Annotated in this window: 27 protein-coding genes; 10 read left to right on the plus strand and 17 right to left on the minus strand. The window is 63.9% G+C overall.

The genetic code is table 11. The features are described from left to right. Positions 1 to 105 precede the first annotated feature (105 nt). Both AC07NV_RS02760 and AC07NV_RS02765 read left to right on the plus strand, forming a co-directional pair. Positions 106 to 1275: an N-acetyltransferase gene (locus tag AC07NV_RS02760; RefSeq protein ID WP_495164805.1), complete on the plus strand. Its 1170-nt coding sequence runs from the start codon at positions 106 to 108 to the stop codon at positions 1273 to 1275. Positions 1276 to 1282: 7 nt separating this feature from the next. Beyond that, positions 1283 to 1570: a putative quinol monooxygenase gene (locus AC07NV_RS02765; RefSeq protein WP_495164806.1), complete on the plus strand. Its 288-nt coding sequence runs from the start codon at positions 1283 to 1285 to the stop codon at positions 1568 to 1570. A gap of 4 nt (positions 1571 to 1574) precedes the next feature. Here the strand turns inward: AC07NV_RS02765 and xth are convergent, their stop codons facing one another. From xth to AC07NV_RS02800, 7 genes are all read right to left on the minus strand, one after another. Continuing rightward, positions 1575 to 2345: an exodeoxyribonuclease III gene (gene xth / locus AC07NV_RS02770; RefSeq protein ID WP_495164807.1), complete on the minus strand. Its 771-nt coding sequence runs from the start codon at positions 2343 to 2345 to the stop codon at positions 1575 to 1577. Positions 2346 to 2384: 39 nt separating this feature from the next. After that, entirely contained in the window at positions 2385 to 2726 is a 342-nt protein-coding gene (gene erpA, locus AC07NV_RS02775) for an iron-sulfur cluster insertion protein ErpA (protein ID WP_495164808.1), read from the minus strand. 89 nt (positions 2727 to 2815) lie between these two features. After that, positions 2816 to 3502 carry a M23 family metallopeptidase gene (locus tag AC07NV_RS02780; protein WP_495164809.1) on the minus strand — a complete coding sequence of 229 codons (687 nt, stop codon included), beginning with the start codon at positions 3500 to 3502 and terminating at the stop codon, positions 2816 to 2818. Between the two features lie 130 nt (positions 3503 to 3632). Then, the gene (locus tag AC07NV_RS02785; RefSeq protein WP_495164810.1) at positions 3633 to 4424 is read right to left on the minus strand and encodes a ferritin-like domain-containing protein; all 792 of its coding nucleotides are present in this window, start codon (positions 4422 to 4424) and stop codon (positions 3633 to 3635) included. Next, positions 4424 to 4891, minus strand: a complete 468-nt coding sequence (locus tag AC07NV_RS02790) for a peroxiredoxin (protein WP_495164811.1) — start codon at positions 4889 to 4891, stop codon at positions 4424 to 4426. The genes AC07NV_RS02785 and AC07NV_RS02790 overlap by 1 nt, the downstream gene beginning before the upstream one ends. Next, positions 4888 to 7593 carry a bifunctional [glutamine synthetase] adenylyltransferase/[glutamine synthetase]-adenylyl-L-tyrosine phosphorylase gene (locus tag AC07NV_RS02795; RefSeq protein WP_495164812.1) on the minus strand — a complete coding sequence of 902 codons (2706 nt, stop codon included), beginning with the start codon at positions 7591 to 7593 and terminating at the stop codon, positions 4888 to 4890. Before AC07NV_RS02795 ends, AC07NV_RS02790 begins: the two co-directional genes overlap by 4 nt. Before the next feature lie 54 nt (positions 7594 to 7647). Next, a complete protein-coding gene (locus AC07NV_RS02800) occupies positions 7648 to 8442 on the minus strand; it encodes a response regulator (RefSeq protein ID WP_495164813.1) in 795 nt (264 codons plus the stop codon). A 209-nt stretch (positions 8443 to 8651) separates the two neighbouring features. Between AC07NV_RS02800 and AC07NV_RS02805 the strand changes: the two genes are divergently transcribed. After that, positions 8652 to 8822 carry a NepR family anti-sigma factor gene (locus AC07NV_RS02805; RefSeq protein ID WP_495164814.1) on the plus strand — a complete coding sequence of 57 codons (171 nt, stop codon included), beginning with the start codon at positions 8652 to 8654 and terminating at the stop codon, positions 8820 to 8822. Between the two features lie 2 nt (positions 8823 to 8824). Here AC07NV_RS02805 and tgt read toward each other — a convergent pair whose 3' ends face one another. From tgt to AC07NV_RS02820, 3 genes are all read right to left on the minus strand, one after another. Then, positions 8825 to 9949: a tRNA guanosine(34) transglycosylase Tgt gene (tgt, locus tag AC07NV_RS02810; protein WP_495164815.1), complete on the minus strand. Its 1125-nt coding sequence runs from the start codon at positions 9947 to 9949 to the stop codon at positions 8825 to 8827. Positions 9950 to 10103: 154 nt separating this feature from the next. Continuing rightward, positions 10104 to 10592, minus strand: coding sequence for a hemerythrin domain-containing protein (locus AC07NV_RS02815; protein WP_495164816.1), 489 nt, complete (start codon positions 10590 to 10592; stop codon positions 10104 to 10106). A 52-nt stretch (positions 10593 to 10644) separates the two neighbouring features. Then, entirely contained in the window at positions 10645 to 12756 is a 2112-nt protein-coding gene (locus AC07NV_RS02820) for an EAL domain-containing protein (protein ID WP_495164817.1), read from the minus strand. Between the two features lie 244 nt (positions 12757 to 13000). Here AC07NV_RS02820 and AC07NV_RS02825 point away from each other — a divergent pair, with 244 nt between their 5' ends. Continuing rightward, positions 13001 to 13753 (plus strand): MerR family transcriptional regulator, encoded by a 753-nt coding sequence (locus AC07NV_RS02825; protein WP_495164818.1) that lies wholly within the window; start codon positions 13001 to 13003, stop codon positions 13751 to 13753. On the opposite strand, the gene queA is transcribed toward AC07NV_RS02825, so the two are convergent. The 5 genes from queA to AC07NV_RS02850 form a co-directional block, all read right to left on the minus strand. After that, positions 13732 to 14811: a tRNA preQ1(34) S-adenosylmethionine ribosyltransferase-isomerase QueA gene (queA, locus tag AC07NV_RS02830; protein ID WP_495164819.1), complete on the minus strand. Its 1080-nt coding sequence runs from the start codon at positions 14809 to 14811 to the stop codon at positions 13732 to 13734. The two genes, AC07NV_RS02825 and queA, sit on opposite strands and share 22 nt — an antisense overlap. Positions 14812 to 14835: 24 nt before the next feature. Beyond that, positions 14836 to 15633, minus strand: a complete 798-nt coding sequence (locus tag AC07NV_RS02835; protein ID WP_495164820.1) for a peptidylprolyl isomerase — start codon at positions 15631 to 15633, stop codon at positions 14836 to 14838. 87 nt (positions 15634 to 15720) lie between these two features. Beyond that, complete coding sequence (coaD, locus tag AC07NV_RS02840) at positions 15721 to 16227, minus strand: pantetheine-phosphate adenylyltransferase (protein ID WP_495164821.1); 507 nt, start codon at positions 16225 to 16227, stop codon at positions 15721 to 15723. Then, on the minus strand, positions 16227 to 17147 hold the full coding sequence (locus AC07NV_RS02845; RefSeq protein WP_495164822.1) for a polyprenyl synthetase family protein: 921 nt from the start codon (positions 17145 to 17147) through the stop codon (positions 16227 to 16229). Before AC07NV_RS02845 ends, coaD begins: the two co-directional genes overlap by 1 nt. Before the next feature lie 6 nt (positions 17148 to 17153). Next, entirely contained in the window at positions 17154 to 17417 is a 264-nt protein-coding gene (locus tag AC07NV_RS02850; RefSeq protein WP_495164823.1) for an exodeoxyribonuclease VII small subunit, read from the minus strand. A gap of 73 nt (positions 17418 to 17490) precedes the next feature. On the opposite strand from AC07NV_RS02850, the gene AC07NV_RS02855 reads away from it, so the two are divergent. The 5 genes from AC07NV_RS02855 (at position 17491) to AC07NV_RS02875 (ending at position 22212) form a co-directional block, all read left to right on the plus strand. Beyond that, the gene (locus tag AC07NV_RS02855; RefSeq protein WP_495164824.1) at positions 17491 to 18153 is read left to right on the plus strand and encodes a hypothetical protein; all 663 of its coding nucleotides are present in this window, start codon (positions 17491 to 17493) and stop codon (positions 18151 to 18153) included. Between the two features lie 130 nt (positions 18154 to 18283). After that, positions 18284 to 18577 carry a hypothetical protein gene (locus AC07NV_RS02860; RefSeq protein WP_495164825.1) on the plus strand — a complete coding sequence of 98 codons (294 nt, stop codon included), beginning with the start codon at positions 18284 to 18286 and terminating at the stop codon, positions 18575 to 18577. 83 nt (positions 18578 to 18660) lie between these two features. Next, positions 18661 to 20916, plus strand: a complete 2256-nt coding sequence (gene purL, locus AC07NV_RS02865) for a phosphoribosylformylglycinamidine synthase subunit PurL (protein ID WP_495164826.1) — start codon at positions 18661 to 18663, stop codon at positions 20914 to 20916. A gap of 20 nt (positions 20917 to 20936) precedes the next feature. Further along, complete coding sequence (locus AC07NV_RS02870; RefSeq protein ID WP_495164827.1) at positions 20937 to 21470, plus strand: nucleoside 2-deoxyribosyltransferase domain-containing protein; 534 nt, start codon at positions 20937 to 20939, stop codon at positions 21468 to 21470. A 4-nt stretch (positions 21471 to 21474) separates the two neighbouring features. After that, positions 21475 to 22212: a DUF72 domain-containing protein gene (locus tag AC07NV_RS02875; protein WP_495164828.1), complete on the plus strand. Its 738-nt coding sequence runs from the start codon at positions 21475 to 21477 to the stop codon at positions 22210 to 22212. Between the two features lie 66 nt (positions 22213 to 22278). Here AC07NV_RS02875 and AC07NV_RS02880 read toward each other — a convergent pair whose 3' ends face one another. Continuing rightward, positions 22279 to 22626, minus strand: coding sequence for a winged helix-turn-helix transcriptional regulator (locus tag AC07NV_RS02880; protein WP_495164829.1), 348 nt, complete (start codon positions 22624 to 22626; stop codon positions 22279 to 22281). A 134-nt stretch (positions 22627 to 22760) separates the two neighbouring features. Between AC07NV_RS02880 and AC07NV_RS02885 the strand changes: the two genes are divergently transcribed. Next, complete coding sequence (locus AC07NV_RS02885; RefSeq protein WP_495164830.1) at positions 22761 to 23408, plus strand: flavodoxin family protein; 648 nt, start codon at positions 22761 to 22763, stop codon at positions 23406 to 23408. 65 nt (positions 23409 to 23473) lie between these two features. Here AC07NV_RS02885 and AC07NV_RS02890 read toward each other — a convergent pair whose 3' ends face one another. Then, positions 23474 to 24253 carry a Coq4 family protein gene (locus tag AC07NV_RS02890; RefSeq protein WP_495164831.1) on the minus strand — a complete coding sequence of 260 codons (780 nt, stop codon included), beginning with the start codon at positions 24251 to 24253 and terminating at the stop codon, positions 23474 to 23476. Between the last annotated feature and the right edge of the window lie 27 nt (positions 24254 to 24280).

Raw genomic sequence — 24280 nt, forward strand, 5'->3', positions numbered from 1 at the left:
ACCATATTTTCGTGGCAGCAAAATGGCCGAATGCGGGTCGTCAGCGCCACAGCAATGCCCTAATGCGTCGCCAAACATATAAGACGTCCAATGCAGGAAACCAGTATGAGCGGACATTCGGAAGGCCCGATCACCATCCACCCGGTCAAAGGCAAGGCCGATCTGCGCGAATTCGTCGAGCTGGCCTTTCGTCTCAATCGCGGCGATCCGGCGTGGGTGCCGCCGCTGAAAGGCGAAGTTTACGGCCTGCTGACCCCGGGCAAGAACCCATGGTTCGAACATGGCAAGGCGCAGTTCTTTCTTGCGCGCCGCGATGGTCGCACGGTCGGCCGCATCTCGGCACATATCGACGAACTGGCGCTCGCCCAGCCTGTCGAACAGGGCATGGGACCGGGCACCGGCAACTGGGGCCTGCTCGAGGCCGAAGACGAAGCAACCGCCCGCGCGCTTCTTGTCCGCGCCGAGGATTGGCTGCGCGCCCAAGGCATGCACCGTTCGCTCGGCCCATTGTCGATTTCGATCTGGGACGAACCCGGCCTGCTGATCGAGGGGTTTGACGAGCGGCCGACGGTCATGATGGGGCACAACAGCCCGCTCTATCGCGCCTGGATCGAAGCGGCGGGCTATAACCCGGTCAAGCAGCTCCTCAACTATGACGTCGCGATCGCCGACGGCTTCCCTCCGATCGTCAACCGCATCGTCGCGGCCGGCGAGAAGAATTCGCGCATCCGCATCCGCAAGGTCAACAAGCGCCGCTTCGCTGCCGAGGCGACGCTCATCATGGGGCTGCTCAACGATGCCTGGTCGGACAATTGGGGCTTCGTCCCGCTGACCGACAGCGAGATCGCCTATGTCGGCAAGAAGCTGAAAGACATCGTCTTCGAGGATCTGATCCGCGTTGCCGAAGTCGACGGCGAACCGGTCGCGTTCATGATCGTGCTGCCCAACATCAACGAACTGCTGGTCGACATGGACGGGTCCTTGCTTCCCTTCAACTGGGCGCGGCTGCTCTGGTGGCTGCACAAACCCAAGAGCCATATCCTGCGCGTGCCCTTGATGGGGGTCGCGCGGAAGCTGCAGAACAGCCGCATGGCGAGCACCCTCGCCTTCATGATGATCGAATATATCCGCCGCGACGCCGTGCGCGATTATGGCACCGAGCGCGGCGATATCGGCTGGGTACTCGACGACAATCAGGGGATGAACGCGGTCGCCGAGGCGATCGAGGCCAAGGTCAACCGGGTGTACCAGATTTACGACAAGCGGCTGGACTAGCCCCCTCATGCTCAAGGTCATTGCGCAGGATTTCATCAAGCCCGACGCCGTCGACATCGTTCTGCCGCTCTATCGCGAGTTGGTCGAGGCGACGCGAGCCGAGCCGCTGTGCATCGCTTATGACCTGTTCGAAGACCAGAAGGACCCCGGTCATTTTGTTTTCGTCGAGGAGTGGCCTGATCGCGCGGCACTCGATGCGCATTGCCAGACCGAACATTTCACACGGCTGGTGCCGCTGATCAACGCCCATCAGCGGCAGGACGGGACCTTCATCCTGATGGACAGGGTCGCCTAGGACCTCAGGCGAGCACTGCCCAGGTCGGCGCGTGATCGCTCGCTTTCTCGCGCCCGCGATGATCCTTGTCGACGCCCGCATCGACCAGCCGGTCGGCGAGCGCGGGGCTGAGCAGCAGATGATCGATACGGAAGCCATGATCGCGCTGCCACCCGCCCGCCTGATAATCCCAGAATGTCCAGACGCCGCCCGCCGGATGGCGGCTGCGCAGCGCATCGGTCCAGCCGTCACCGAGCAGGCGGAACCAGGCGTCACGCGATTCGGGTTGCATCAGCGCATCGGTTGCCATGACACGCGGGTCCCAGACATCGTCGTCATGCGGGATGACATTATAGTCGCCGGTCAGAATCGTCGGAATTTCCGACGCCAGCAGCGCCTTGGCGCGCTCGCGGAGCCGCGCCATCCAGCGCAGCTTGTAATCGAATTTGGGTCCCGGCTGCGGATTGCCATTGGGGAGGTAGATCGACGCGACACGCAGCCCGTGGGCCTCTGCCTCGAGATAGCGCGACTGTTCATCCTCCGGCTCGCCGTCGAGCCCGCGCTGGATTTCGACCGGCTGCGTCCCCTTCGCGAGGATCGCGACGCCGTTGAAGCCCTTTTGGCCGTGATAGAGAAAACCGTAACCCGCTGCCTCGATTTCCTTGGTCGGCATGGTTTCGTCGCTCGATTTCAGTTCCTGCAGGCAGGCGATATCGGGCTGCGTTTCCTCGAGCCATTCGACGAGGCGCGGCAAACGGGCCTTGATCCCGTTGATATTGAAGGTCGCGATTTTCATGGCGCACCTATGCCAGCAAGCACGGCGCTGTGAAAGGCGTCAGATAGAGAAGCTGGACCCGCACCCGCAGCCCGAGGCCGCGTTGGGATTTTCGACCTTGAACGACGAGCCGCCGAGCGAATCGACGAAATCGACGATGCAGCCGCGCACCAGATCGATGCTGACCGGATCGACGACCAGCTTCACCCCGTCGGTTTCGGTGACGATGTCATCGGCATCGATGCTTTCGGCGAGCCCGAAGCGATAGGTAAAGCCCGAGCAGCCGCCGCCATCGACCGCGAGGCGCAGCGCGGGTTCGGTTCCGCCCTTGCGCTCGGCAATCCAGCGGACTCGCGCCGCCGCGGAGGGCGACAGGGTGATATCGGAAAGCTGCGTGGCCATAACCGCTAGATAGGGCGTCGCGCGCAAATGAAAAGGGCGCCTCGACGGTATCCCGCCTGGCGCCCCTCCTCTCCGACCCTGTTAAGCTGTTATTCGGGACCGCCCATCGCGAGCTTGTCGCCCGTGAGTGCCGCGATCGCCATCTGGTCCGAGCGGACGAACGGCATCGGATTGACCGGCGCGCCTTCGATGCGGACTTCATAGTGAAGGTGGTTGCCGGTCGAACGGCCGGTCGATCCGACGTAACCGAGAATGTCGCCCTTTTTCACCGACTGGCCGGGGATGACGACATAAGACGACATATGGCCGTAGCGCGTCTGGATGGCGTTGCCATGCTCGACTTCGACATAATTGCCGTAGCCGCCGAGGCGCTGCGCGCGGCCGACGATACCATCGGCGGTTGCGTAAATCGGGGTGCCGTGCGGCGCCGGAATGTCGATGCCATTGTGGCGCGCCAGCTTGCCGGTGACCGGGTGGACGCGCATGCCGTACGACGACGACAGCGACATCTGGTCGATCGGGCGGCGCGAGGGCACCGCAATACCGATCGACGCGGTCAGGCCGGTGTCGAGGCGTTTCCACGCCTGAAAGATTGCTCGGGCTTCGGTGTTTTCGCCGGTCGAAGGAACGCCAGCGGTAAAGCTGTCATCATCGGGTTCGTCGGGAACAACGATACTGGCGTCGGCGCTGGTTTCGGCAGCGTGGACAGCCGGTGCGGCCAGTCCGAAACATGCTGCTGCGCAGAGGATTGCGACCTGGTGCAACTTCTGCGCCACAAGAGTGTTTATCAAAACGACGACCCCACATTTGCCATGTCGCCAAAGTCCAGATCGGACCTTGGTGCCGGTGCTTATTGGTTTGGATGATTGCTCATCCCCCGCAGAAGCCTGTGTGCTGGTCCAAAGCTTACGAAGCAATAACTGCGTAGAATTCTTGCGTTAAACCGGCGTCGTGGCGCGCCGAGTCGTTGAACGGAGGTTTCAACACCCCCCGAAATCGCGATTTTACGAGGTCGTGCCACGTTTCAACGGCGTTGAATCCCCGTTCGTCGCACAGCCAGCCAAACCAGACTGTGCCCGAGGTCACATGGCGGATTTCATCTTTGTAAATGCGCGACAAAATCTGTGCCGAGACCTCGTCTCCGCCGCTGCGGAAGCGGCCCATGGTCGCCGGGGTGACGTCGAGCCCCCGCGCTTCGAGCACCATGGGCACGATCGCGAGCCGTGCGAGAGCATCGTCGGCGGTCAATTGCGCCGATTCCCACAATCCCGCGTGCGCCGGCATCGCGCCATAATGGCTGCCAAGCGCGCGCAGTCGCCGGTCGAGCAGCGCAAAATGCATCGCCTCGTCGGCGGCGACGCCGATCCAGTCGTCGACGAACGCACGCGGAAATTCACCGCCGAAACGGCCTACCAGGTCGACGGCCAGATCGATCGCGACGAATTCGATATGCGCGAGCGCGTGGAGCAATGCGATGCGGCCGCGTTCGGACCCGCCCTTGCCGCGTTTGGGCATCTGGTTCGGTGCGAGCAGTTCGGGCACTGCGGGCCACGCCGGCTGGTCGGGCATCGGCGTATCGCAGCGATGCGCCAGCCTCCCCTGCCGCCATGCGCGCGCCAGACTGCGCGCCGCGCGGCGCTTGTCGTGCGGGTCCGGCGTCAGCAGGACTGTGCGCGCGGCTTCACCCAGCGATTGCATCAGAGGGTCTTTGCGGCCTCCAGCACGGCGTCCGCATGCCCCTTCACGCGCACTTTGCGCCACTCTTTCGCGAGCTTGCCGTCGCGATCGAACAGGAAGGTCGAGCGCTCGATCCCCATATAGGTGCGGCCGTAATTCTGCTTTTCGACCCATGTCCCGAAAGCCTCGCACACCGCGCCATCCTCATCGGAGGCGAGGCTGACGGTCAGGCCATATTTATCGCGAAACTTGCAGAGTTTTGCGGGCGCGTCGCGCGACACCGCCAGGACCTGCGCGTCCAGATGCGCAAATTCGGGCGCGAGGCGCGTGAAATCCTGCGCCTCGACGGTGCAGCCCGGCGTATCCGCCTTGGGGTAGAAATAGACGACCAGCGGCGCGCCGGTCATCGCGCCAAGGTCGATCGTGGCGCCGTCGGCGTCGAGAAGTTTCACCGCAGGAATGGCGTCGCCAATCTTCGGACCGCTCATGTTTCATTCTCCTTTTCGGGGCGAATCGAACCCCACCAGTCCGCGATCTCCTGCCGCGCGCCGTCATGCGCGGCAAGCAGTTGCGACCAGCCGGGTTCGCCGCACTGGCTTGCCACCAGCTGCCGCGCCGCGGCAGTCGGTGGCTCCCCTTCGGGCGCGGTGAGCCGCAGCATGACGAGCATCCGCGCGAGCAGACCATGCGCGTCGATCACCTCGGGCGGGACGAGATCTGCGGCCTTCATGCACGCAAGCGCCGCCGAAATATTCGGGTCATGGCATTGCCCGCTGGTGAGCTGCGTCACCTGCATCGCGAACTCAAGGTCGACGAGCCCGCCAGGTCCGCCCTTGATATCGAGCGCGCCGGTCGGCGGCTTGTGCGCAGCGATCTTGTCGCGCATCTCCGCCGCATCGGCGGCCAGTTTTGCGAGATCGCGCGGGATCGCGAGCAACGCGTCGATGATGCGCTGCACCCCGGCCTTCGCCGCGTCGGAACCATAGACCGGCCGCGCGCGGAGCAAGGCCATATGCTCCCACGTCCACGCCTCTTCGCGCTGATAACGTTCGAAGCTGTCGACCGTGACGACAAGCGGGCCCTGTGCGCCCTGCGGCCGCAGCCTTGTATCAACGTCGTAGAGCTTGCCCGCCGCGGTCGGCACCGACATCGCGCCCGTCACGCGCTGCGCGAGGCGGTTGTAATAAGTCGTTGCGCCGAGCGGTCGCGGCCCGTCGGATTCGGCGAGATGGTCGCCCGTGAACAGATAGATGAGGTCGAGGTCCGACGCGTGCGTCAGCGCGCGCCCGCCGAGCCGGCCGAGCGCGAGCACGACCAATTCGCTGTCGGGGATATGCCCGTGCGCGGCGACGAATTCGGCCACCGTCGCGTCGGCGAGCACCCCGAGCGCCGCCTCGGCAAGCTCGGAATAGCCGCAGGCGACGACAAGCGGATCGGTCGCCCCCGCGATGAGCTGGACGCCATAGGCGAAGCGCCGTTCGCCGACATGGTCGCGCACCCGGTCGAGCAATCGCTCATAATCGAGCGCGGCGAGCCCCGGCGCCCATTCGGCAAGCAACTGGTCCTTGTTCGCCGGGGCATCAAAAGCGCGCTGGTCGATCAGCCCCTCGATCAGTTCGACCCGCGTGCCGAGCGCGTCGGCGAGCGTCGGGGCCAGCGACAGGATGCGCATCGCGATCCGTGCGAGCGCTGGCTGCGCGCCGAGCAGGTGGAAGAAATTGATCGCGCTGGGCAATCCCGCGACCAGCTTGTCGAAGCCCGTCAGCGTCGCGTCGGGATCGGGCGCGGCGCCGATCGCCTTGACCAGTTCGGGCAGCATCGTTTCGAGCGCGTCGAGTGCGGCCGGGCTACGCAGCGCGCGCAGCTTGCCGCCGCGCCATTCGGCGATGGTGCGGAGCGCCGCACCCGGCGGGTCGAACCCCGCCGCCGCCAACTGCGCCGCCAGCCCATCCTCGTCGCGCGGCAAGCCCGTCGTCACCGCGCGCTCGGCGACCAGCCGGTCGTAGCAACTCCCGACGTCGGCGACGACGGGTTCGAGCGCCGCGAGCAGCGCCGGACCGTCGGCCTCGCCATCGAGCCGCGCGACGCAGTCGAGCGCCGCCTCCTGCGTCGGCAGGCAATGCGTCTGCTGGTCCTCGATCATCTGCAACCGGTGTTCGATACGCCGCAACGTCGCATAATGGCCCGACAGGCGCGCGGCATCTTCGGGTTCGATCCGCCCCGCAGCCGTCAGCGCCGCCAGCGCGTCGACCGTCGCCGGAACGCGTAGCGACGGGTCGCGCCCGCCATAGATGAGCTGATGGACCTGCGCGAAAAACTCGATCTCGCGGATACCGCCGCGTCCGCGTTTCAGGTCGAAACCCGGACCGAACGCCTGCCCTTGCGCAAAATGGTCACGGATCCGGTCGCTCATCGCGCCGATTTCCTTGAGCTGACGAAAATCGAGGCTGCGGCGCCAGATGAACGGCTGGATCGCCGACAGGAACTGCTCGCCGAGCGCGCGGTCGCCCGCCGACGCCCGGCTGCGGATGAACGCCGCCTGCTCCCACGCGAGTGCTTCGGATTCATAATAGGAAATCGCCGCGTTCACCGGCAGCACGATCGGCGTCACTTCGGGATGCGGACGCAGACGCAAATCGACGCGCAGCACATGCCCGTCGCCGGTGCGCGCCGACAGGATTTCGACCATCCGGCGCGCGATCCGCACCGCCGCCTCGTCGGGATCGTCGCGCTGGCGGCGGGGCAAGGTTTCGGGGTCAAAGATCAGGATCGGGTCGATGTCCGACGAATAGTTGAGTTCGTAACTGCCGAGCTTGCCGAGCGCGATCACTGAAAGGCCGCGCGGCGCCTCATCCGGCACGCGCTCGGCAAAGGCCGCAGCGAGCGCGGCGTCGCACGCCTGATCGGCAAAGTCCGACAACAGCCGCGTCGTCGTCGCAACATCATGCTCACCCGACAGATCGCCGAGCGCGAGGAGCAGCGCTATCCGCCCGCGCCATTGCCGGAGCGACCGCATGATGTCGTCTCCGGCAGGCGGCGCTGTGACCGCCGCCAGCGCCACATCGGTGCCGTCATTCAGAAAGCGCTCGACGTCGTCGGGATTGAGTTCGGCGAGCCGCGCAAGGAAAGGTGCGTGCGCGGTGAGCCGGTCGAGCGCCGACTGGCGGCTGGAAGCGTCCACGAGTGTCATCGAGCGCCGCTATCGCCCGCCGGTCATAACCTCGCAACCCCCACCAGATCGACCTCAGGCCGGAATCGTCGATTCGTCGAAGAACAGCACCTGCGAGATCGCCGCGCGCAGCGTCGCCGGCTGATACGGCTTCGTCAGCAGGAAGGCGGGTTCGGGCCGGTCGCCGGTGAGCAACCGTTCGGGGAAGGCGGTGATGAAGATGACCGGGACTTTCAGATCGGTCAGGATTTCCTGCACCGCCTCGATCCCCGAGCTGTTGTCGGCGAGCTGGATATCGGCCAGCACAAGGCCCGGCTGGTGCTTCTGCGCTTCGTCGACCGCCTCGCGGTGCGTGGTCGCGACACCAACGACATCATGGCCCAGATCGCGGACGATCATCTCGATATCCATGGCGATGATTGGCTCATCCTCGATAATCAGGATGCGCGCGCGTGTCTGGCGGTCGATCTCGTCGGTGGCGTCGGAAATCAGCGCGCGCACCGCCTCGGCATCGCGGCCGATGATCCGCCCCGTATCCTCGAAGCTGAAACCCTCGACGGCAGTCAGCAACAAGGCTTGCCGCGCTAGCGACGGAATCCGGCGCAACCGCGCGTCGGCGATCGCAATATCGCTCAGCGCGCCTTCGGCGTTCGCCGCCGCCTGTTCGGTCATCAATCCGAAATTGTCATGAACCATCCGGTAAAGCTGAATTCGCAAATCGGCGCCGGTATCGACCGCCCCAGGGTTCGCGACCAGCGTTTCGAGAAGGCGTGCGACCAAAGCGTCTCCGCTCTGCTGACTCCCCGAAATGGACCGGCCATAGCGCCGCAGATACGGAAGATGCGGCGCAACCGACTGACCCAATGACATATTTTACCTCCTGATAGCGACACAATGTGCTGCGAATGCGTCCGGAAAAGGGACGAATTACCCCGAATCCCCTCCCACATCCGATATATTTCGACCTTAGGGAACGATTCAGCCGCAAAATAGTTTCATCGCGAAGGAACAAACGCGCCATTGCAGTTTGGTGTACGCGCGGTTAGCAAAAGGCCCCATGTCCAGAAGATACCCCGATAATGTCGTCTAAGACCAGTTCGCCACGCGGCGATGCTTCGGGAAAGGACGCGGAAAAAAAACCTTCCGCCAAGGGGCAGGACGTCAATGGCGCCCTGCGCCGTGCCTATGAATCCACGGTCGACGAAGCGATTCCGGATTCGCTGCTCGATTTGCTCAGCAAGCTCGACTGAATTCAGCGCCGGTAGCGCGCGTCGAAATCGCCCTGGAAAGCCGCGAACGCCCCCGCGCCGATCGCGTCGCGCATCCGCTGCATCAGATCCTGATAGAAATGCAGATTATGCTGCGTCATCAGCATCGCGCCCAGCATCTCGCCCGACCGGACGAGGTGGTGCAGATAGGCGCGCGACCAAGTGGTGCAGACGGGGCAGGCGCAATCGCTGTCGAGCGGCGCCTGATCCTCGGCGAACTTCGCGTTGCGGATGTTGAGCGGGCCGTCCCACGTAAACGCTTGCCCATTGCGCCCTGACCGCGTCGGCAGCACGCAATCGAACATATCGACCCCGCGCGCGACCGCACCGACCAGATCGTCGGGCTTGCCGACCCCCATCAGGTAACGCGGCTTGTCGGCGGGAAGCTGGCCTGGTGCAAAATCGAGCACCCCGAACATCGCCTGCTGGCCTTCGCCAACCGCAAGGCCGCCGATCGCATAGCCGTCGAAACCGATGTCGGTCAGCGCCGCGGCCGAGTGCGCGCGAAGCTTTTCGTCGAGCGAGCCCTGCTGAATGCCGAACAGCGCCGAACGCGCCGCATGCTCCTCGCCTGCGTCAAAGCCCGCACGGCTGCGCGCCGCCCAGCGCATCGATCGCTCCATGCTCGCCTCGGCGCGCTTCGCATCGACGCCGTTGGGCGGGCATTCGTCGAACGCCATCACGATGTCGCTGCCGAGCAGGCGCTGGATTTCCATCGAACGTTCGGGGGTCAGCATGTGGCGCGAGCCGTCGAGGTGGCTCTTGAACGCGACGCCCTCCTCGCTCTGCTTGGTGAGCGCCGACAGGCTCATCACCTGATAGCCGCCGCTGTCGGTCAGGATCGGGCGGTCCCAGCCCATGAAATTATGAAGCCCGCCCAGCCGCGCCATCCGCTCGGCGGTCGGGCGGAGCATCAGATGATAGGTATTGCCAAGGATGATATCCGCGCCGGTCGCGCGCACATCGGCGGGGCGCATTGCCTTCACCGTCGCCGCTGTACCGACGGGCATGAAGGCGGGCGTGCGGATCTCACCGCGCTGCATCGAAATCGTGCCCGTGCGGGCGGCGCCGTCAGTCGCGGCGATCGAAAAGGCGAATCTTGTCGTCATCGCGCGCGCCTATGGCGGGACAGGCGCGGAAAGTCGAGGATCGAGGGTCGCGACACAACCCATATCGTCATCCCGGCGAAGGCCGGGATCTCACTGTCGCGTTCAAATTCGGTGCCTAGATTCCGGCTTTCGCCAGGATGACAGAGAAATTGGATTATTCCTTCTCGTCGTCGCTCGACGGCTCATCGGCCGCTGCCTTGGCCTTTTCCTTCGGCTTTTGCTTTTCGAAAATGGCGACGAGTTCTTTCTTCTTCGCCTCGGACAGGCCGTCCTCGGCCTCGGGGAACATCTCTTCCTCTTCCTCATCGATATGGTGAAGGTAGCGGTGCTTCATCGTGCGAAAGCGCGTCAGCCAACCGGTCGAGGCGAAGTCCATCTCGTACAGTTCGGTCAGAAGCTCGTCGATTTCCTTATGCTCGGATACGCTGTGCTGCGCGTCTTCGCGCAAATCGGGTTTGCCGAGCATGGTCGCATAAAGCGACATTTCCTCCGACGCGGCATGCGCGGTCACCTCGACACGAAATGTTTCGAACAGATAGCGACGGTCGTCGCTGCCGCCTTGCGTTTCGTCGATCCGGTCGAGAAGCTCGCGGTGGCGATCGTGATCGGCCTTGAGCCGTGCAAAGATTTTGGTCTCAGCCATAGTCTTCTCCGTTTCCGGAAAAAGAACGGCTCACGCGGTGGTCGGTTCCGGCTCAGACCGCTTTCCAGTCGTTCGTCGTCGTAAAGGAGGGCAGCGCCAGGGCCGACGTCGGCTGGGTCGCCGCAGCGATCAGATAGGGCGAGACGCGATGACGCGTGCACAATCCGCCATTGCCGTCGCTGACCATCGTCTGTTCGAATTCGATGCCTTGCTGATGCTTCATCGAACGCCGGACTGTCGCCGTGATGAGCTGGCCTTCGCCGAAATCGATCACGAACCGGGTGCCGACGGGCACGTCCAATATGCCTTCGATAAAAGCGCCGGTCGACGACAAGTTCCGGATGACGACAGCATAGCGATGATTGTCGTGAATCGCGCCGACCTGGCGGAACAGCGAGAAGCGGTCGTTGCGTTGACGCGCCGGGCCAGCCGGTTTGATCGTCCAGGCCCCTGCGTCGACATGTTCCAGCAGTTCGTCCTGGGGCACCGGCTTGCTATAGACATAGCCTTGGACATGGCTGACGTTCAACTTGCAGACCAATTCGAGCTGGTCGAGCGATTCGATGCCCTCAGCGGTCGTTTCCATCTCCAATGCCTCGGCAAGCGCGACGATCGCCGCAATGATCGCACCGTTGCGCGATCCCGGCACAGTGGCATCACGGACGAAACTCTGGTCGATCTTGATCTTGTCGAACGGCGCCGACTGAAGATAGCCGAGCGATGAATAGCCGGTACCGAAATCGTCGAGCGCGAGGCGAACCCCCAGATCCTTCAGCGCCTTGAACATCTGGTTCGTTTCGGCGGAATCGCCCAGGAACACGCTTTCGGTGATTTCGAGTTCCAGCCGATCGGGCGCAAGGCCGGCCGCCGCAAGCGCCTGCGCTACGATTCTGGGCAGGTCGGCGTTCGCGAACTGGATGGGGGAGACGTTGACAGCGACACGCATGTCGCCGGGCCAGCGGGCCGCATCCTCGCATGCCTTGCGCAGCACCCATTCGCCAAGCGGCCAGATCAGATTGGCTTCTTCGGCAATCGGGATGAACACCGCGGGCGATATCGCGCCGCGGTCGCGGTGCGTCCAGCGGACAAGTGCCTCGACCCCCGTCACCATATTCGATCTGGCGTTGACGACCGGTTGATAGCCGAGCGTAATTTCGCCGCGCGCCAGTGCGTCGCGCAAATCATGCTCCAGCGCCCGGCGCTGTTCGGCCGCCTGGTGCAGATCGCTCGAATAGAAGGCGAACCGGCCGCGTCCGTTGCCCTTCGCGGCATAGAGGGCGAGATCGGCATTGCGGACAAGGTCGTCGCTGCTAAGGCCGTCGAAGGGCGCGATCGCAACGCCGACCGACGCACCGATGATGCAACGGCTGCCCTCGACCGAATAGGGTTGCGACAGGCTGGCGATGATGTCCGCCGCCATGTCGCCCAGCTTGCCGCGATCCTCGATGTCGGGAAGGATGATCTGGAATTCGTCGCCGCCGAGACGGCTTACCATCTCGTTGTCGCCGACGATCTTCAGCAAGCGTTCGGCCACCTGTTTCAGCAGCGCATCGCCGGCCGGATGGCCGAGTGTGTCGTTGACCTGCTTGAAACGGTCGAGGTCGAGCAGCATGATGGCGCAGGACCGCTGCTGCTGCGCAAAAGCCGCGAGCGTCGCGTCGAGCTTTTTCGATATGTTGAACCGGTTGGCGAGCCCGGTCAGCGAGTCATAAAGCGCCAGCCGCGACGCATCCTCGGCCGAGCGGCGCTGCGCGGTAATATCGGCACCGCTCCCCCGATAACCGGTAAACTTGCCAGCCCCGTCGAACTGCGGCCGCCCCGATATCGCCCACCAACGATCGTCGCCCTCGAACGCGCTACGCAGCGGCAGCTTGTCGAACTTGGACTGTTTGGTCAGCAGGAAAGGCAATGTCCGCTGCCGTTCGCCACGGCCGTCGACGGGCAGGAACAATTCGGTAAATACCACACCGAGCAGATTTCCGGCGGTTCGGCCCATCAACCGCGCGACCGAATCGGTGATATAGGTCAGCTGCCCTCTGGCATCGGTCGACCAGAACCATCCCTCGCCGCTTTCCTCATAGTTCTGGAGCAGCAACAGAGCTTCACGGGTGTGCAGGTTCGGCACGACATCGCCGCGCTGTTTGCCGATACGGGAGCCGAACATGCCTAAAAAGCCGCGCTGGCCTTCATCGGCTTGATCATCCCCCCGGTCGCCGGAGTCCATCCGCGATGGCGCTTCCATTAAACAAACTCTTTACTGATCCCCACACTTCGGCCGCTATGCCGACAATGCCTTGCAATAGTGTAAATATTGCCGCGCCGCGCCCGTCGATCAAAAGGCACAAAAGCGCTTGACCCTCACGCTGCGTCATCGCCGATAGGCAGGTCCTGTGATGAGGAGACGGTGAATGCGGACGGTTCGGCAGGTCGCGAAGGCTGCGGGGATCAGCGTCAGGACGCTGCATCATTATGATGCGATCGGCCTGCTGAAACCCGGCCATATCGGTGGCAATGGTTACCGATATTATGGGAAAGAGGAATTGCTGCGACTGCAGCAGATCCTCTTTTACCGTGAGCTTGGCCTGCCGCTGGCAGAGATAGCCGCCGTTCTGGACGATCCCGCCTTCGATCCGCTGGCGGCGCTACGCGGGCACCGCGCGGCGCTCGAGGGCCGGATCGCGCACCATCGAACCCTCATCCAGACCATAGATCGCACGATTGCATCACTGGAAAAGGACGAAGACATGGACGCCAACGACTATTACGCAGGCATCGCCCCCGAAACGCGCGAGCACTGGCAGCGCGAGGCAGAGGATTATTGGGGCAAGGACGCCGTTGCGGCTGCGCAGGCCAAGGCACGGTCGTTCAGCAAGGAGCAGGTCGCCGCGATCCAGGCGGAAATGGAGGCGATCCGGCACGATTTCCTGCGCCTGTTTCGCGAGGGCGCCGACCCGGCCTCAGACGCGGTACAGACCGTAACCCGCCGCCACTATGGCTGGGTATCGCACAGCTGGACTCCCGATGCCGCGGCGTTCAAGGGGCTCGGCCGCTATTATGTCGAGAACCCCGAATTCCGGGGCACCTATGACGATGACGCGTTACCCGGCTGCCCCGAATTCATCGCAGACGCGATGGCGATTTACGCCGACCGATCGCTCTGACGGGGCAGCAACAGGCTCGCATCGCCATAGCTGTAGAAGCGATATTCGCTTTCGATGGCGTGGGCGTAGGCGGCCTGCATCGTCTCCAATCCCATCAGCGCACTGACCAGCATGAACAGGGTCGAGCGCGGCAGGTGGAAATTGGTCATCAACCCGTCGATCGCCTTGAAACGATAGCCCGGGGTGATGAAGATCGCGGTGTCGCCCGCGAAGGGCGCGATCATGCCGTCGTCCTGCGCCGCGCTTTCGAGCAGGCGCAAGCTGGTGGTGCCGACCGCGATGACGCGGCGCCCCGCCGCGCGCACGGCATTGAGCCGGGCGGCGGTATCGGCGTCGATCCGCCCCCATTCGGCGTGCATGACATGATCTTCGGTGTTGTCGGCCTTCACGGGCAGGAAGGTTCCGGCGCCGACGTGCAGCGTCAGCGTTTCGCTCGCGACACCCGCCGCGGCCAGAGCGGCGAGCAGCTTCGGCGTGAAGTGCAGCGCCGCTGTGGGCGCTGCGACAGCGCCGTCCTCGCGCGCGAACATCGTCTGATAATCGGCGCGGTCGTCGTCGTCGGTCGCACGCTTACCCGCGATATAGGGTGGCAACGGCATCGTACCGGCGCGTTCGAGCAGGACCTCTACCGGTTCGTCGCCGGCAAAGGCGAGAATGAAGCTGCCATCGGCCAGCCGCTCCTCGGCGAGCGCCGTGACCCCCGCGCCGAAATCGACCGTCTCGCCGGCGCGCAGCCGCTTCGCATTGCGCACGAACGCCTGCCAACGGCGCAGATCGATGCGCTTATGCAGCGTCGCCCCGATCCTCGCCCCAGGCGCGCCCTGCGCGCCGTCCTCTTCCCTTGGCCCACGCCGGCCTTCGAGCTGCGCCGGGATGACGCGCGTGTCGTTGAACACAAGGCAGTCGCCAGGGCGCAGCCATGCGGGGAGGTCGGCGACCCCCGCTTCGACGATCTCGCCGCCATCGACCACGAGCATCCGCGCCGCATCGCGCGGCCGCGCGGGGCGGAGCGCGATACGCTCGTTGGGGAGATCGAAATCGAAGGCGTCGACGCGCATAAGGGTTCGCGCGCGTCCCCGCGCTTACTGCTTGATCGGAGCGTTGAGCTGGTCGGCGGTGATCGCTGCAGCGGGCGGGGGCGCCGCCTCGGTCAGCATCGATGCCGGCGGCATCGGCTTGTTGTCCGCGGCGACCGAAACCTGCACCATGCGCGACATGACTTCGGGCGGCTCGCCCTTATGAATCGCATCGACATATTGCATCCCCGACACAACGCGGCCGAAGGCAGTATAACGGCGGTCGAGCGAGAAGCGCGGCTGGAGCATGATGAAGAACTGGCTGTTCGCGCTGTCCTCGCTTTCGGCGCGCGCCATCGACAGCGTGCCGCGCAAGTGCGGGGTCACGTTGAATTCGGCCTTGATGTCGGGAAGCTGCGAACCACCCTGCCCGGTCGCAGTCGGGTCGCCCGTCTGCGCCATGAAGCCGTCGATCACGCGGTGGAATTTCACTCCGTCGTAAAAACCGGCGCGCGCCAGTTGCTTCAGCCGCTCGACATGGTTCGGCGCAACATTGGGGTAGAGCTGGATCACGACCCGGCCGCCCGTCGAAAGGTCGATATTGAGCATATATTCGGGGTTGTTGATATATTGATCGGGGGTCATCGCTGGCACCGCGGGGACTTCTGTCGCCGGGGTTGCCGCGTCCGCAGCCGGCGCGGGGGTGGGCGGAGCTTCGACCGGCGCAGGCGCAGGCACGGGCGGTTCCGGCAGGCTCTGCTCGGGATTCGGTGCGGGCGCAGGCGGCGCCTCTTGCGCAACGGCAGCAGCCGCAAGACCGAACGCCATCGCCGTCAGAACCAAGGGGCGGAAGGAAGATTTCATGCTGGATCGGCCTTTGGAAAAATAAACTGGATTTGCGCCCCGATGGCGCGCCCTAGCCGGAAAAAGCTGAACGCTCAATGATCGGTATCAGCGGTCGCCCTGGAGCAGCCCGCGCTCGGCGATGCGGGCGACGACGGCATCGCGCACCGGAGGCGTCACGAATTTGCGGATATCGCCGCCAAAGATCGCGATTTCCTTGACCAGTCGCGACGCAATCGGCTGGAGTCCGACATCGGCCATCAGGAACACCGTCTCGATCCGGTCGTTCAGCTGCTGGTTCATGCCCGCCATCTGATATTCATATTCGAAATCGGCGACCGCACGCAGCCCGCGGACGATCATGCTGGCGCCCTCGCGCTCGGCAAAGTCCATCAACAGCGCGTTGAAACCGACGACGCGGATGTCGCCGTCGATACCCGCAACCTCGGCCTTCACCATCGCGATCCGCTCGTCATCGTCGAACATCGGCGACTTGGTGATGTTGGTCGTGACGCCGATGACCAGCCGGTCGACCAGCTTCGCGCCGCGCCGGATAATATCCATGTGCCCGAGCGTGATCGGATCGAACGTGCCCGGATAAACCCCCACCCGCATTAACGGTCCCTTTCCACGACATAACGCGCAATCGCACGCAGCAGCGTCGCCTCTTCACCAAAATTCGACAGATGTCCGATCGCCTGTTCAACAAGCGCGGTTGCCTGTTCGCGCGCGCGCTCCAACCCCATCAGCGTCACAAAGGTTGCTTTGCCCGCCGCATCATCCTTGTGCAGCGCCTTGCCCGCAAGCGCCTCGTCGCCCTCGACGTCCATGATGTCGTCGGCGATCTGGAAGGCGAGCCCGATGTCGCGCGCATAGCCGCGCAGCGGCGTGCGGCTTTCGGGCGGGATACGCGCGAGGATCGCCCCCGCCTCGACCGAAAAGGCGATCAGTGCGCCGGTCTTGAGCTGTTGCAGGCGCGTCACCGTCGGCAGGTCGAAATTCGACGTCTCTGCGGCAAGGTCCATCATCTGCCCGCCCGCCATACCCGCTGGGCCAGCGGCGCGCGCAAGTTCGCAGCACAGTTCGCCGCGCACGAACGGGTCACTGCTCGTTACCGGATCGCACAGCCATTCGAAGGCCAGCGCATGGAGCGAATCGCCTGCGAGAACCGCCGTCGCCTCGTTGAAGGCCTTGTGCACCGTCGGTTTGCCGCGACGCAGGTCGTCATCGTCCATGCACGGCAGATCGTCGTGGATCAGCGAATAGACGTGCATCGCCTCGACCGCCGCACCGACGCGCAGGGTCAGCGTGCGGTCGACGTGAAACAGGTCGCCCGCAGCGCGGACGAGCAGCGGGCGCAGCCTTTTGCCCCCCGCGACCGCCGCGTGGCGCATCGCTTCATAAAGCGGCCCGCGCGGGTCGGAAGGGACAGTCAGCAGCCGGTCGAACAACTGATCGATCCCCGCGACAACCTCGGCCTGCGTGGAAAGGAGCAATTGCGTTCCGCGCGAAACTTCGTCGTCGTCGAACGCCATGCCGGATCAGCTTTCGCCGAAGGGGGTGGTTCCAGCCGGCCGGCCGTCGGCGCCCAGGCTGACCTGTTCGATGCGCGCCTGCGCCGCCGCAAGCCGCGCTTCGCAATGTCCGCGCAGCGCATGGCCACGCTCGTAGAGCGCAACCGATTCTTCGAGACTGACGTCGCCGCTTTCGAGCCGCCGCACGATCGTTTCGAGTTCGCCCATCGCGGCCTCGAACGACAGCGACGAAATGGCGGAAGGGGCGGCGGGTTCGGGGGTGTCCGTCATGCGCCCTGCTTTGGCCCCTTCATACCCGTTCGGTCAAGCTTGACGTCGCGCTTTTGCCCTATAGCATCCTGCCATGTTCATCGGTCATTTCGCCCCGGCGCTGATCGCCGCGGCCCGCCCCAGGGCGGCGGGGCTCGGGACGTTGTTCGTTGCCGCGCAGCTTGTCGACATCGGCTTTGCCGCACTGCTGATCCCGGGAGTGGAGGCAATGCGGATCGTCCCCGGCATCACGGCGATGAACCCGATGGATCTGCACCATATGCCCTATACGCACAGCCTGCTCGGCGCCGCGATATGGGCGGGTGTTTTCGGTCTCCTCGTCTGGCTCGCGACAAAGCGCCGCGAGGCCGCGATCGGTGCGGCGCTGGTCGTCGTCTCGCACTGGTTTATCGATCTGCTCGTCCATATTCCCGACCTCACGCTGTTCGGCGCACCGCCGAAGCTCGGGCTCGGGCTGTGGAACCAGCCGCTCGTCGCGATGCCGCTCGAAATCATGCTGATCGGCGGCGCGTTCATCTATTATATGCGGCGCACCGAAGCCCCGGGCGGCAACCGCCGGCTCTGGATACTCGCGGCGCTGCTCGCGCTTGTGCAGGCAATCGACTGGTTCGGGCCGAAGGAACCGGTCTATTCGCTCGCCATCCCGGCGACGATGCTCACCGCCTATGCATTGCTTGCCGGCACCGCCGGATGGGTGGGCGCCAACCGTGGGTTCGTGGTGTCCGCCCGCACCTGATCCCGTCGTCCGGCGCAATCACGGTTCTGTTTTTTGCAATTGCTGGGCCCCGCTCCGCCCGTCATGCTGCACCGCACAAGAAGAGAGGGGCTCGAAGGCAAGTTTTGTTCGCTAGACAAGGACTTGCATCATGAAAAAGATCATTCTTCCCGTCCTCGGCCTGCTCGCGCTGGCGCCGTCCATCGCGATCGCGCAGGACGCTCCGACCCAGCGCTTCGAGCATGAAGGCGCCACCTACAGCTATACCGTGACCAAAGTCGGCGACACCCGCGTCATCAGCGGTGTCGAGGAACGGACCGGTAAGCCTTTCACGCTCCGCGTCGGCCAGCATCGCGTCCGCGGCACCGTTGGCTCACAGCAGGTCAGTTTCGCACTGCGCGACGTCGAACCGCTCGTGAAGCCCGCGACCCTCGCCTCGCGCTAAATCGTCTCTCCGACCGCAGACCCCATGATGTTTTCGCATCATGGGGTCTGTTCGTTTTACGCGCGGGCCGCTAAAGGCGCGCCATGACTCAGACCGCAACCGCGCCCGCCTCCGTCATCACCCCCGAGATCGTCGCCGAACACGGCCTGTCTCCGGAAGAATATGAACGCGTCCTGCACGCGCTCGGGCGCGAACCGAACCTTGTCGAACTCGGCATCTTCTCGGTCATGTGGTCCGAGCATTGCAGCTATAAAAGCTCGCGCCTCCACCTCAAGAAACTGCCGACCGAGGCCCCCTGGGTGATCTGCGGCCCCGGTGAAAATGCGGGCGTCATCGATATCGGCGAAGGGCCGGACGGCAAGAAGCTCGCCGCGATCTTCAAGATGGAGAGCCACAACCATCCGTCGTATATCGAACCCTATCAGGGCGCGGCGACCGGGGTCGGCGGCATCCTCCGCGACGTCTTCACAATGGGCGCGCGCCCGGTCGCGAACCTCAACGCGCTGCGTTTCGGCCGCCCCGATCATCCGAAGATGAAGCATCTCATCTCGGGCGTCGTCCACGGCATCGGCGGCTACGGCAATTGCGTCGGCGTTCCGACCGTCGGCGGCGAGGTCAATTTCCACAAGGCCTATGACGGCAATATTCTCGTCAACGCGATGACCGTCGGCGTCGCCGAACAGGACAAGATCTTCTATTCGGCCGCGAGCGGCGTCGGCAATCCGATCGTCTATGTCGGCTCGAAGACCGGCCGCGACGGCATCCACGGCGCGACGATGGCGTCGGCCGACTTCGGCGAGGACGCCGAGGAAAAGCGCCCGACGGTGCAGGTCGGCGATCCCTTCACCGAAAAGCTGCTGATCGAGGCGTGCCTCGAACTGATGGCGTCGGACGCGATCGTTGCGATCCAGGACATGGGCGCCGCGGGCCTCACCAGCTCGTCGGTCGAGATGGCGTCGAAGGGCGGCGTCGGCCTCCATCTCAAGATGGACGATGTGCCGCAGCGCGAAGCCAATATGACCGCCTATGAAATGATGCTGTCCGAATCGCAGGAACGCATGCTGATGGTGCTGAAGCCCGGCCGCGAAGATTTCGCCGCCGCGATCTTCCACAAATGGGAACTCGACTTCGCGGTCATCGGCACCGTCACCGACACCGGCCGCATGGTGCTCGAGCATAAAGGCGAGATCGTCTGCGACATTCCGCTCGCGCCGCTCGCCGACGACGCGCCGCTCTATGACCGCCCGCACGTCCCGACGCCCAAGCAGCCCGAGCTGACCAACGTCCCGGAGACGAAGGACGTCGCCGCCGACCTCAAAGCCTTGATGGGCACCCCCGACATCGCCAGCCGCCGCTGGATCTGGGAGCAGTATGACAGCCAGGTCGGTGCCGACACGGTGCAGACCGGCGGCGATGCTGCGCTCGTCCGCATCCATGGCACCAACCGCGCGCTCGCCATGTCGACCGACTGCACCCCGCGCTATTGCTATGCCGACCCCGTCGAGGGCGGCAAGCAGGCGGTCGCCGAAACCTGGCGCAACATCAGCGCGGTCGGCGCGACCCCGCTCGCGATCACCAACTGCCTGAACTTCGCCAATCCGCAGCGCCCCGAAATCATGGGGCAGATTGTCGGCTGCCTCGACGGCATGGCGCAGGCGTGCCGCGCACTCGACTATCCGATCGTGTCGGGCAACGTCAGCCTCTATAACGAGAGCAAGGCGACCGGCGGCGGCAGCGCCATCCTGCCGACCCCCGCGATCGGCGGCGTCGGCGTGATCGAGGATTGGAACAAGGCGGTCGGCATCGGCTTCAAGCGCACCGGCGACATCGTGCTCGCGGTCGGCGAACGTGCGGGTCATCTCGGCCAGTCGATCTGGCTGCGCGAAATTCACGACCGCGAGGAAGGCCCGCCGCCCGAGGTCAATCTGCGCTGCGAAAAGCGCACCGGCGATTTCATCCGCAACGCGATCAACGCCGGCTGGATCACCGCCTGCCACGACGTGTCAGACGGCGGGATCGCGGTGACGCTCGCCGAAATGGCGCTGAAGTCGAACATCGGCGTCCTCGTCAGCGAAGAACAGCCGTTCGGGGTCGCCGAAAGCTTCTTCGGTGAAGATCAGGGCCTGTATCTGGTTACCGTCTGCGACACCTGCCTCGCCGATTTCCTCGATGCTGCCGGCCGCGCCGACGTGCCCGTCGACCCGGTCGGCCGCACGATCAAGGACCGCATCGTGTTCGAACTCGAGGGCAGCGACCATCAGGTCACGCTCGCCGAACTGCGCGAAGCGCATGAAGGTTTCTTGCCGGCCTTGATGGGGGCCGACGCGGCGCTCGCCTGATGCGTGGGGCGCTAGCGGCAATGGCACTGCTGACGGCGACCTCCGCACCCGCGCACGCTGCGGCACCGATGGCGACCTCGCCGCAGCCGTTGCCCGCCATTCACGATCGACCGCGCATCTTTCTTGGTGGCAGCATCGATATGGGCCGCGCAGTGGATTGGCAGGCCGAGCTCGTGAAATCGCTTGGCGACCTCAACGTGCTGTTTCTGAACCCGCGTCGTCCCGACTGGAACCCCGAGTGGAAGCCCGTTGTGGAAGAGCCCGAATTTCGCCGTCAGGTCGAATGGGAATTGGGCGCGCTCGAATCTGCCGACATCATTGTCATGTATTTCGCGCCGGGGTCACAAAGCCCGGTCAGCCTGCTCGAAATGGGCCTCCATGCCCGCAGCGGAAAACTGGTCCTGCTGTGTCCCGAGGGCTTTTGGCGCAAGGGCAATGTCGATATCACTGCGGAGCACTATGGCGTCGAGCAAGTTGCGACAATGAACGAACTTGCCATGGTCGTGCGCAAGCGCGTGCAAAACTGGACGAAGACGTCATCCGAGGAGAGATAGACGCATGAGCATTTACGTCGGAGTCGGGGGATGGACTTTCGAGCCGTGGCGCGGCCCCTTCTACCCCGCCGGCCACCCGCAAAAGCGCGAGCTCGAATATGTGGGCGAGCGTCTGACCGGCATCGAAATCAACGGCACCTATTATGGCAGCCAAAAGCCCGAAACCTTCGCCAATTGGGCCGCTGCGGTCCCCGACGGCTTCAAGTTCAGCGTCAAGGCGTCGCGCTTCACGACCAATCGCAAGATACTGAAGGAGGGCGCCGCCTCGATCGAAAAGTTCCTGACTCAGGGACTGACGCGCCTCGGCGACCGGCTCGGCCCGATCCACTGGCAATTCATGGCGACGAAGAAGTTCGATCGCGACGATTTTGCGGGCTTTCTCGACCTGCTCCCCGATACGCAGGATGGCCTGCCACTGCGCCACGCGATCGAGGTCCGCGACGAAAGCTTCCGCGATCCGGCCTTCATCGACATGCTGCGCGAAAGGAACATGGCGGTCGTCTATGCCGACAGCGACGAATTCCCGTGCATCGACGAACAGACCGCCGATTTCACCTATGCGCGGCTGCAGCGCAGCCAGGAGGATGTCGAAACCGGTTACGACGACAAGGCGCTCGACAAGTGGGCAAAACAGGCCGGCGACTGGGCCAAAGGAGACCGCGACGTCTACATCTTCTTCATTTCGGGTGCGAAAGTGCGTAACCCGGCAGCGGCGCAGGCGCTGATCGCAAAGCTCGGCTGACCGCCATCGTCACGACGTCGAGATCGAAGAACGACCGGGCAAAGAACGCCCGCCCGCCGCGGCACGTCAGTCGGGCATCTGATCCGATGACCGGCGCTCTTCCAGATTGTGCTTCCCCCATTCGCATAGCGGCGTCAGCGCATCGTTGAGCGATGCCCCCAAGGGGGTAACCGAGTAATCGACGCGCGGCGGGACCTGATGAAACATTTCGCGGTGCACAAGACCGTCGACTTCCATTTCTCGCAATTGCTGGATCAGCATCTTCTCACTGATCCCGGCAATGCGCCGCTTGAGCGCACCGAAGCGTACCGGGGTATCGTGCAGTTCCCAGAGAATTCGGGCCTTCCACTTCCCGCCGACAATCTCGAACACCGGTCCAAGACCGTCATTATAGGGCAATTTGCGTGTCGTCATGATCGCTAATTTTTACCAAAAGGTTAGTATATGACAAAATAGTAGGTAGTTGATCAATCGAACGTATCACGCCACCCCTTTTCGTCAACAGGCCCGGCAGCCGTGCCACGGCCCACACGAAAGGATCGGTCGATATGCCGGAAAAACTGCTCATTCTTGTCGGAAGCCCGCGCAGGAACGGAAACACCGCAACGCTTGCCGAAGCCGCTCGGCGTGGCGCAGAGGCGGCAGGCTACGATGTTACGCTGCGTTTTCTGGATGACCATATTTCCGGGTTTCTGCGCGATTGCCGCAAATGCCGTCGACCCGATGGCGAGTGCGCGATCGACGACCCGTATCGCGCCCTGTTCTTCGAAGACTTTTTGCCGGCGCGGGGTGTGATTTTTTGCTCGCCCATCTATTGGTACGGCGTATCCGCCCAGATCAAGGCGTTCTTCGATCGCAGCTTCTGCTATTATGCCGCGTCCTATCCGGGTTCGAAGGAAGCACTCGCAGCGATGGCACGCAAACGGCTCGGCCTGGTGCTGGCCTCCGAGGAAACATATCCCGGCGTCGCCCTCGGCATCGTCCACCAGATCCAGGAATTTTCCCGCTACACAAATTCGGACTTTGTCAGCGTAGTGCGTGGAGCCGGCAACAGCCGCGGCGAAGTGCAAAACGATCCGGCGAACCCGATCGGGGACGCCGAACGCCTGGGCCGAGAGATATTTTCCCGATCATATTCCGACTACAGGCTGGAGACGCCGCGCAGCCCGCGCGTTTGGCCGCAAAGCGCGAGCTGATATCGCCAGCCAGGCTAAACAAACATCGACACCCCGGCCTTCGCCGGGGTGTCGAAATAAGAGACTCAGGCCGCTGCAGCCTGCGGGGCGAGGAAGTTGTATGGGTCGATGCCGCGGTTGCGATATGCGCGGTGCGCTTCCTCATACAGCGTCGGCTTGCCGATGCCGAGGCGCGCACGCGCGGCGTCGAGCGGTTCGGCGAGTAGCGAGCGGATGTCTTGCTCGATGATCGCCTTCGATGCCTTGCCGTTGCGCTGACCCTGACGGATCGCGCCCATCACCGGCGCATCGCTCTTGATGCTGCGCTTCACTTCATAACCGCCAGCATAGGCGATGAAGAAATTGCCATAATTGCCCGTCTGGCCATAGGTGAAGCCGAGCACGCACTGTTCACCCAGCGCGTCGCGGCCATAGCCGGTCAGGATATGGAACAGGTCGTGCGTGTCGCGCAGGCGGTTCGAATACCATTGTACCTGGTCGTCGAACTTCGGCCGGCCCATCTTGTCGGCCTCGGCAACGAGCCCCGCGGCCGACAGGCCTTCGCGGCGCATGAAGGTGACATAAGCGTGGCCGACGCTGCCTTCGGGCAGTTCGTCGATCCAGCTATGGTCGTCGAGCAGGTCGGGAAGATAGGGCTCGCGCTCCATCAGCTTCTTGCCGAAATCGCTTTCGACGAAAGCACGGGCGTCGTCCATAAAGCCCTTGCGCGGCAGATTCTCGAAGATGTGGAAGACCTGTTCTGTGTCTTCCTTGTCCTTGATGAGGTTGCGGAAGTGCTGGAACGCCTTGAACGGGCGGAACTTCTGCGGCTGGCGGTCGGGGTGGGAGAAGATGGTGGGGGTCATGGCTGGTCTCTTGCGAATCAGATGATG

It is taken from the genome of Sphingopyxis sp. GW821-FHT10B01 (assembly GCF_059415685.1).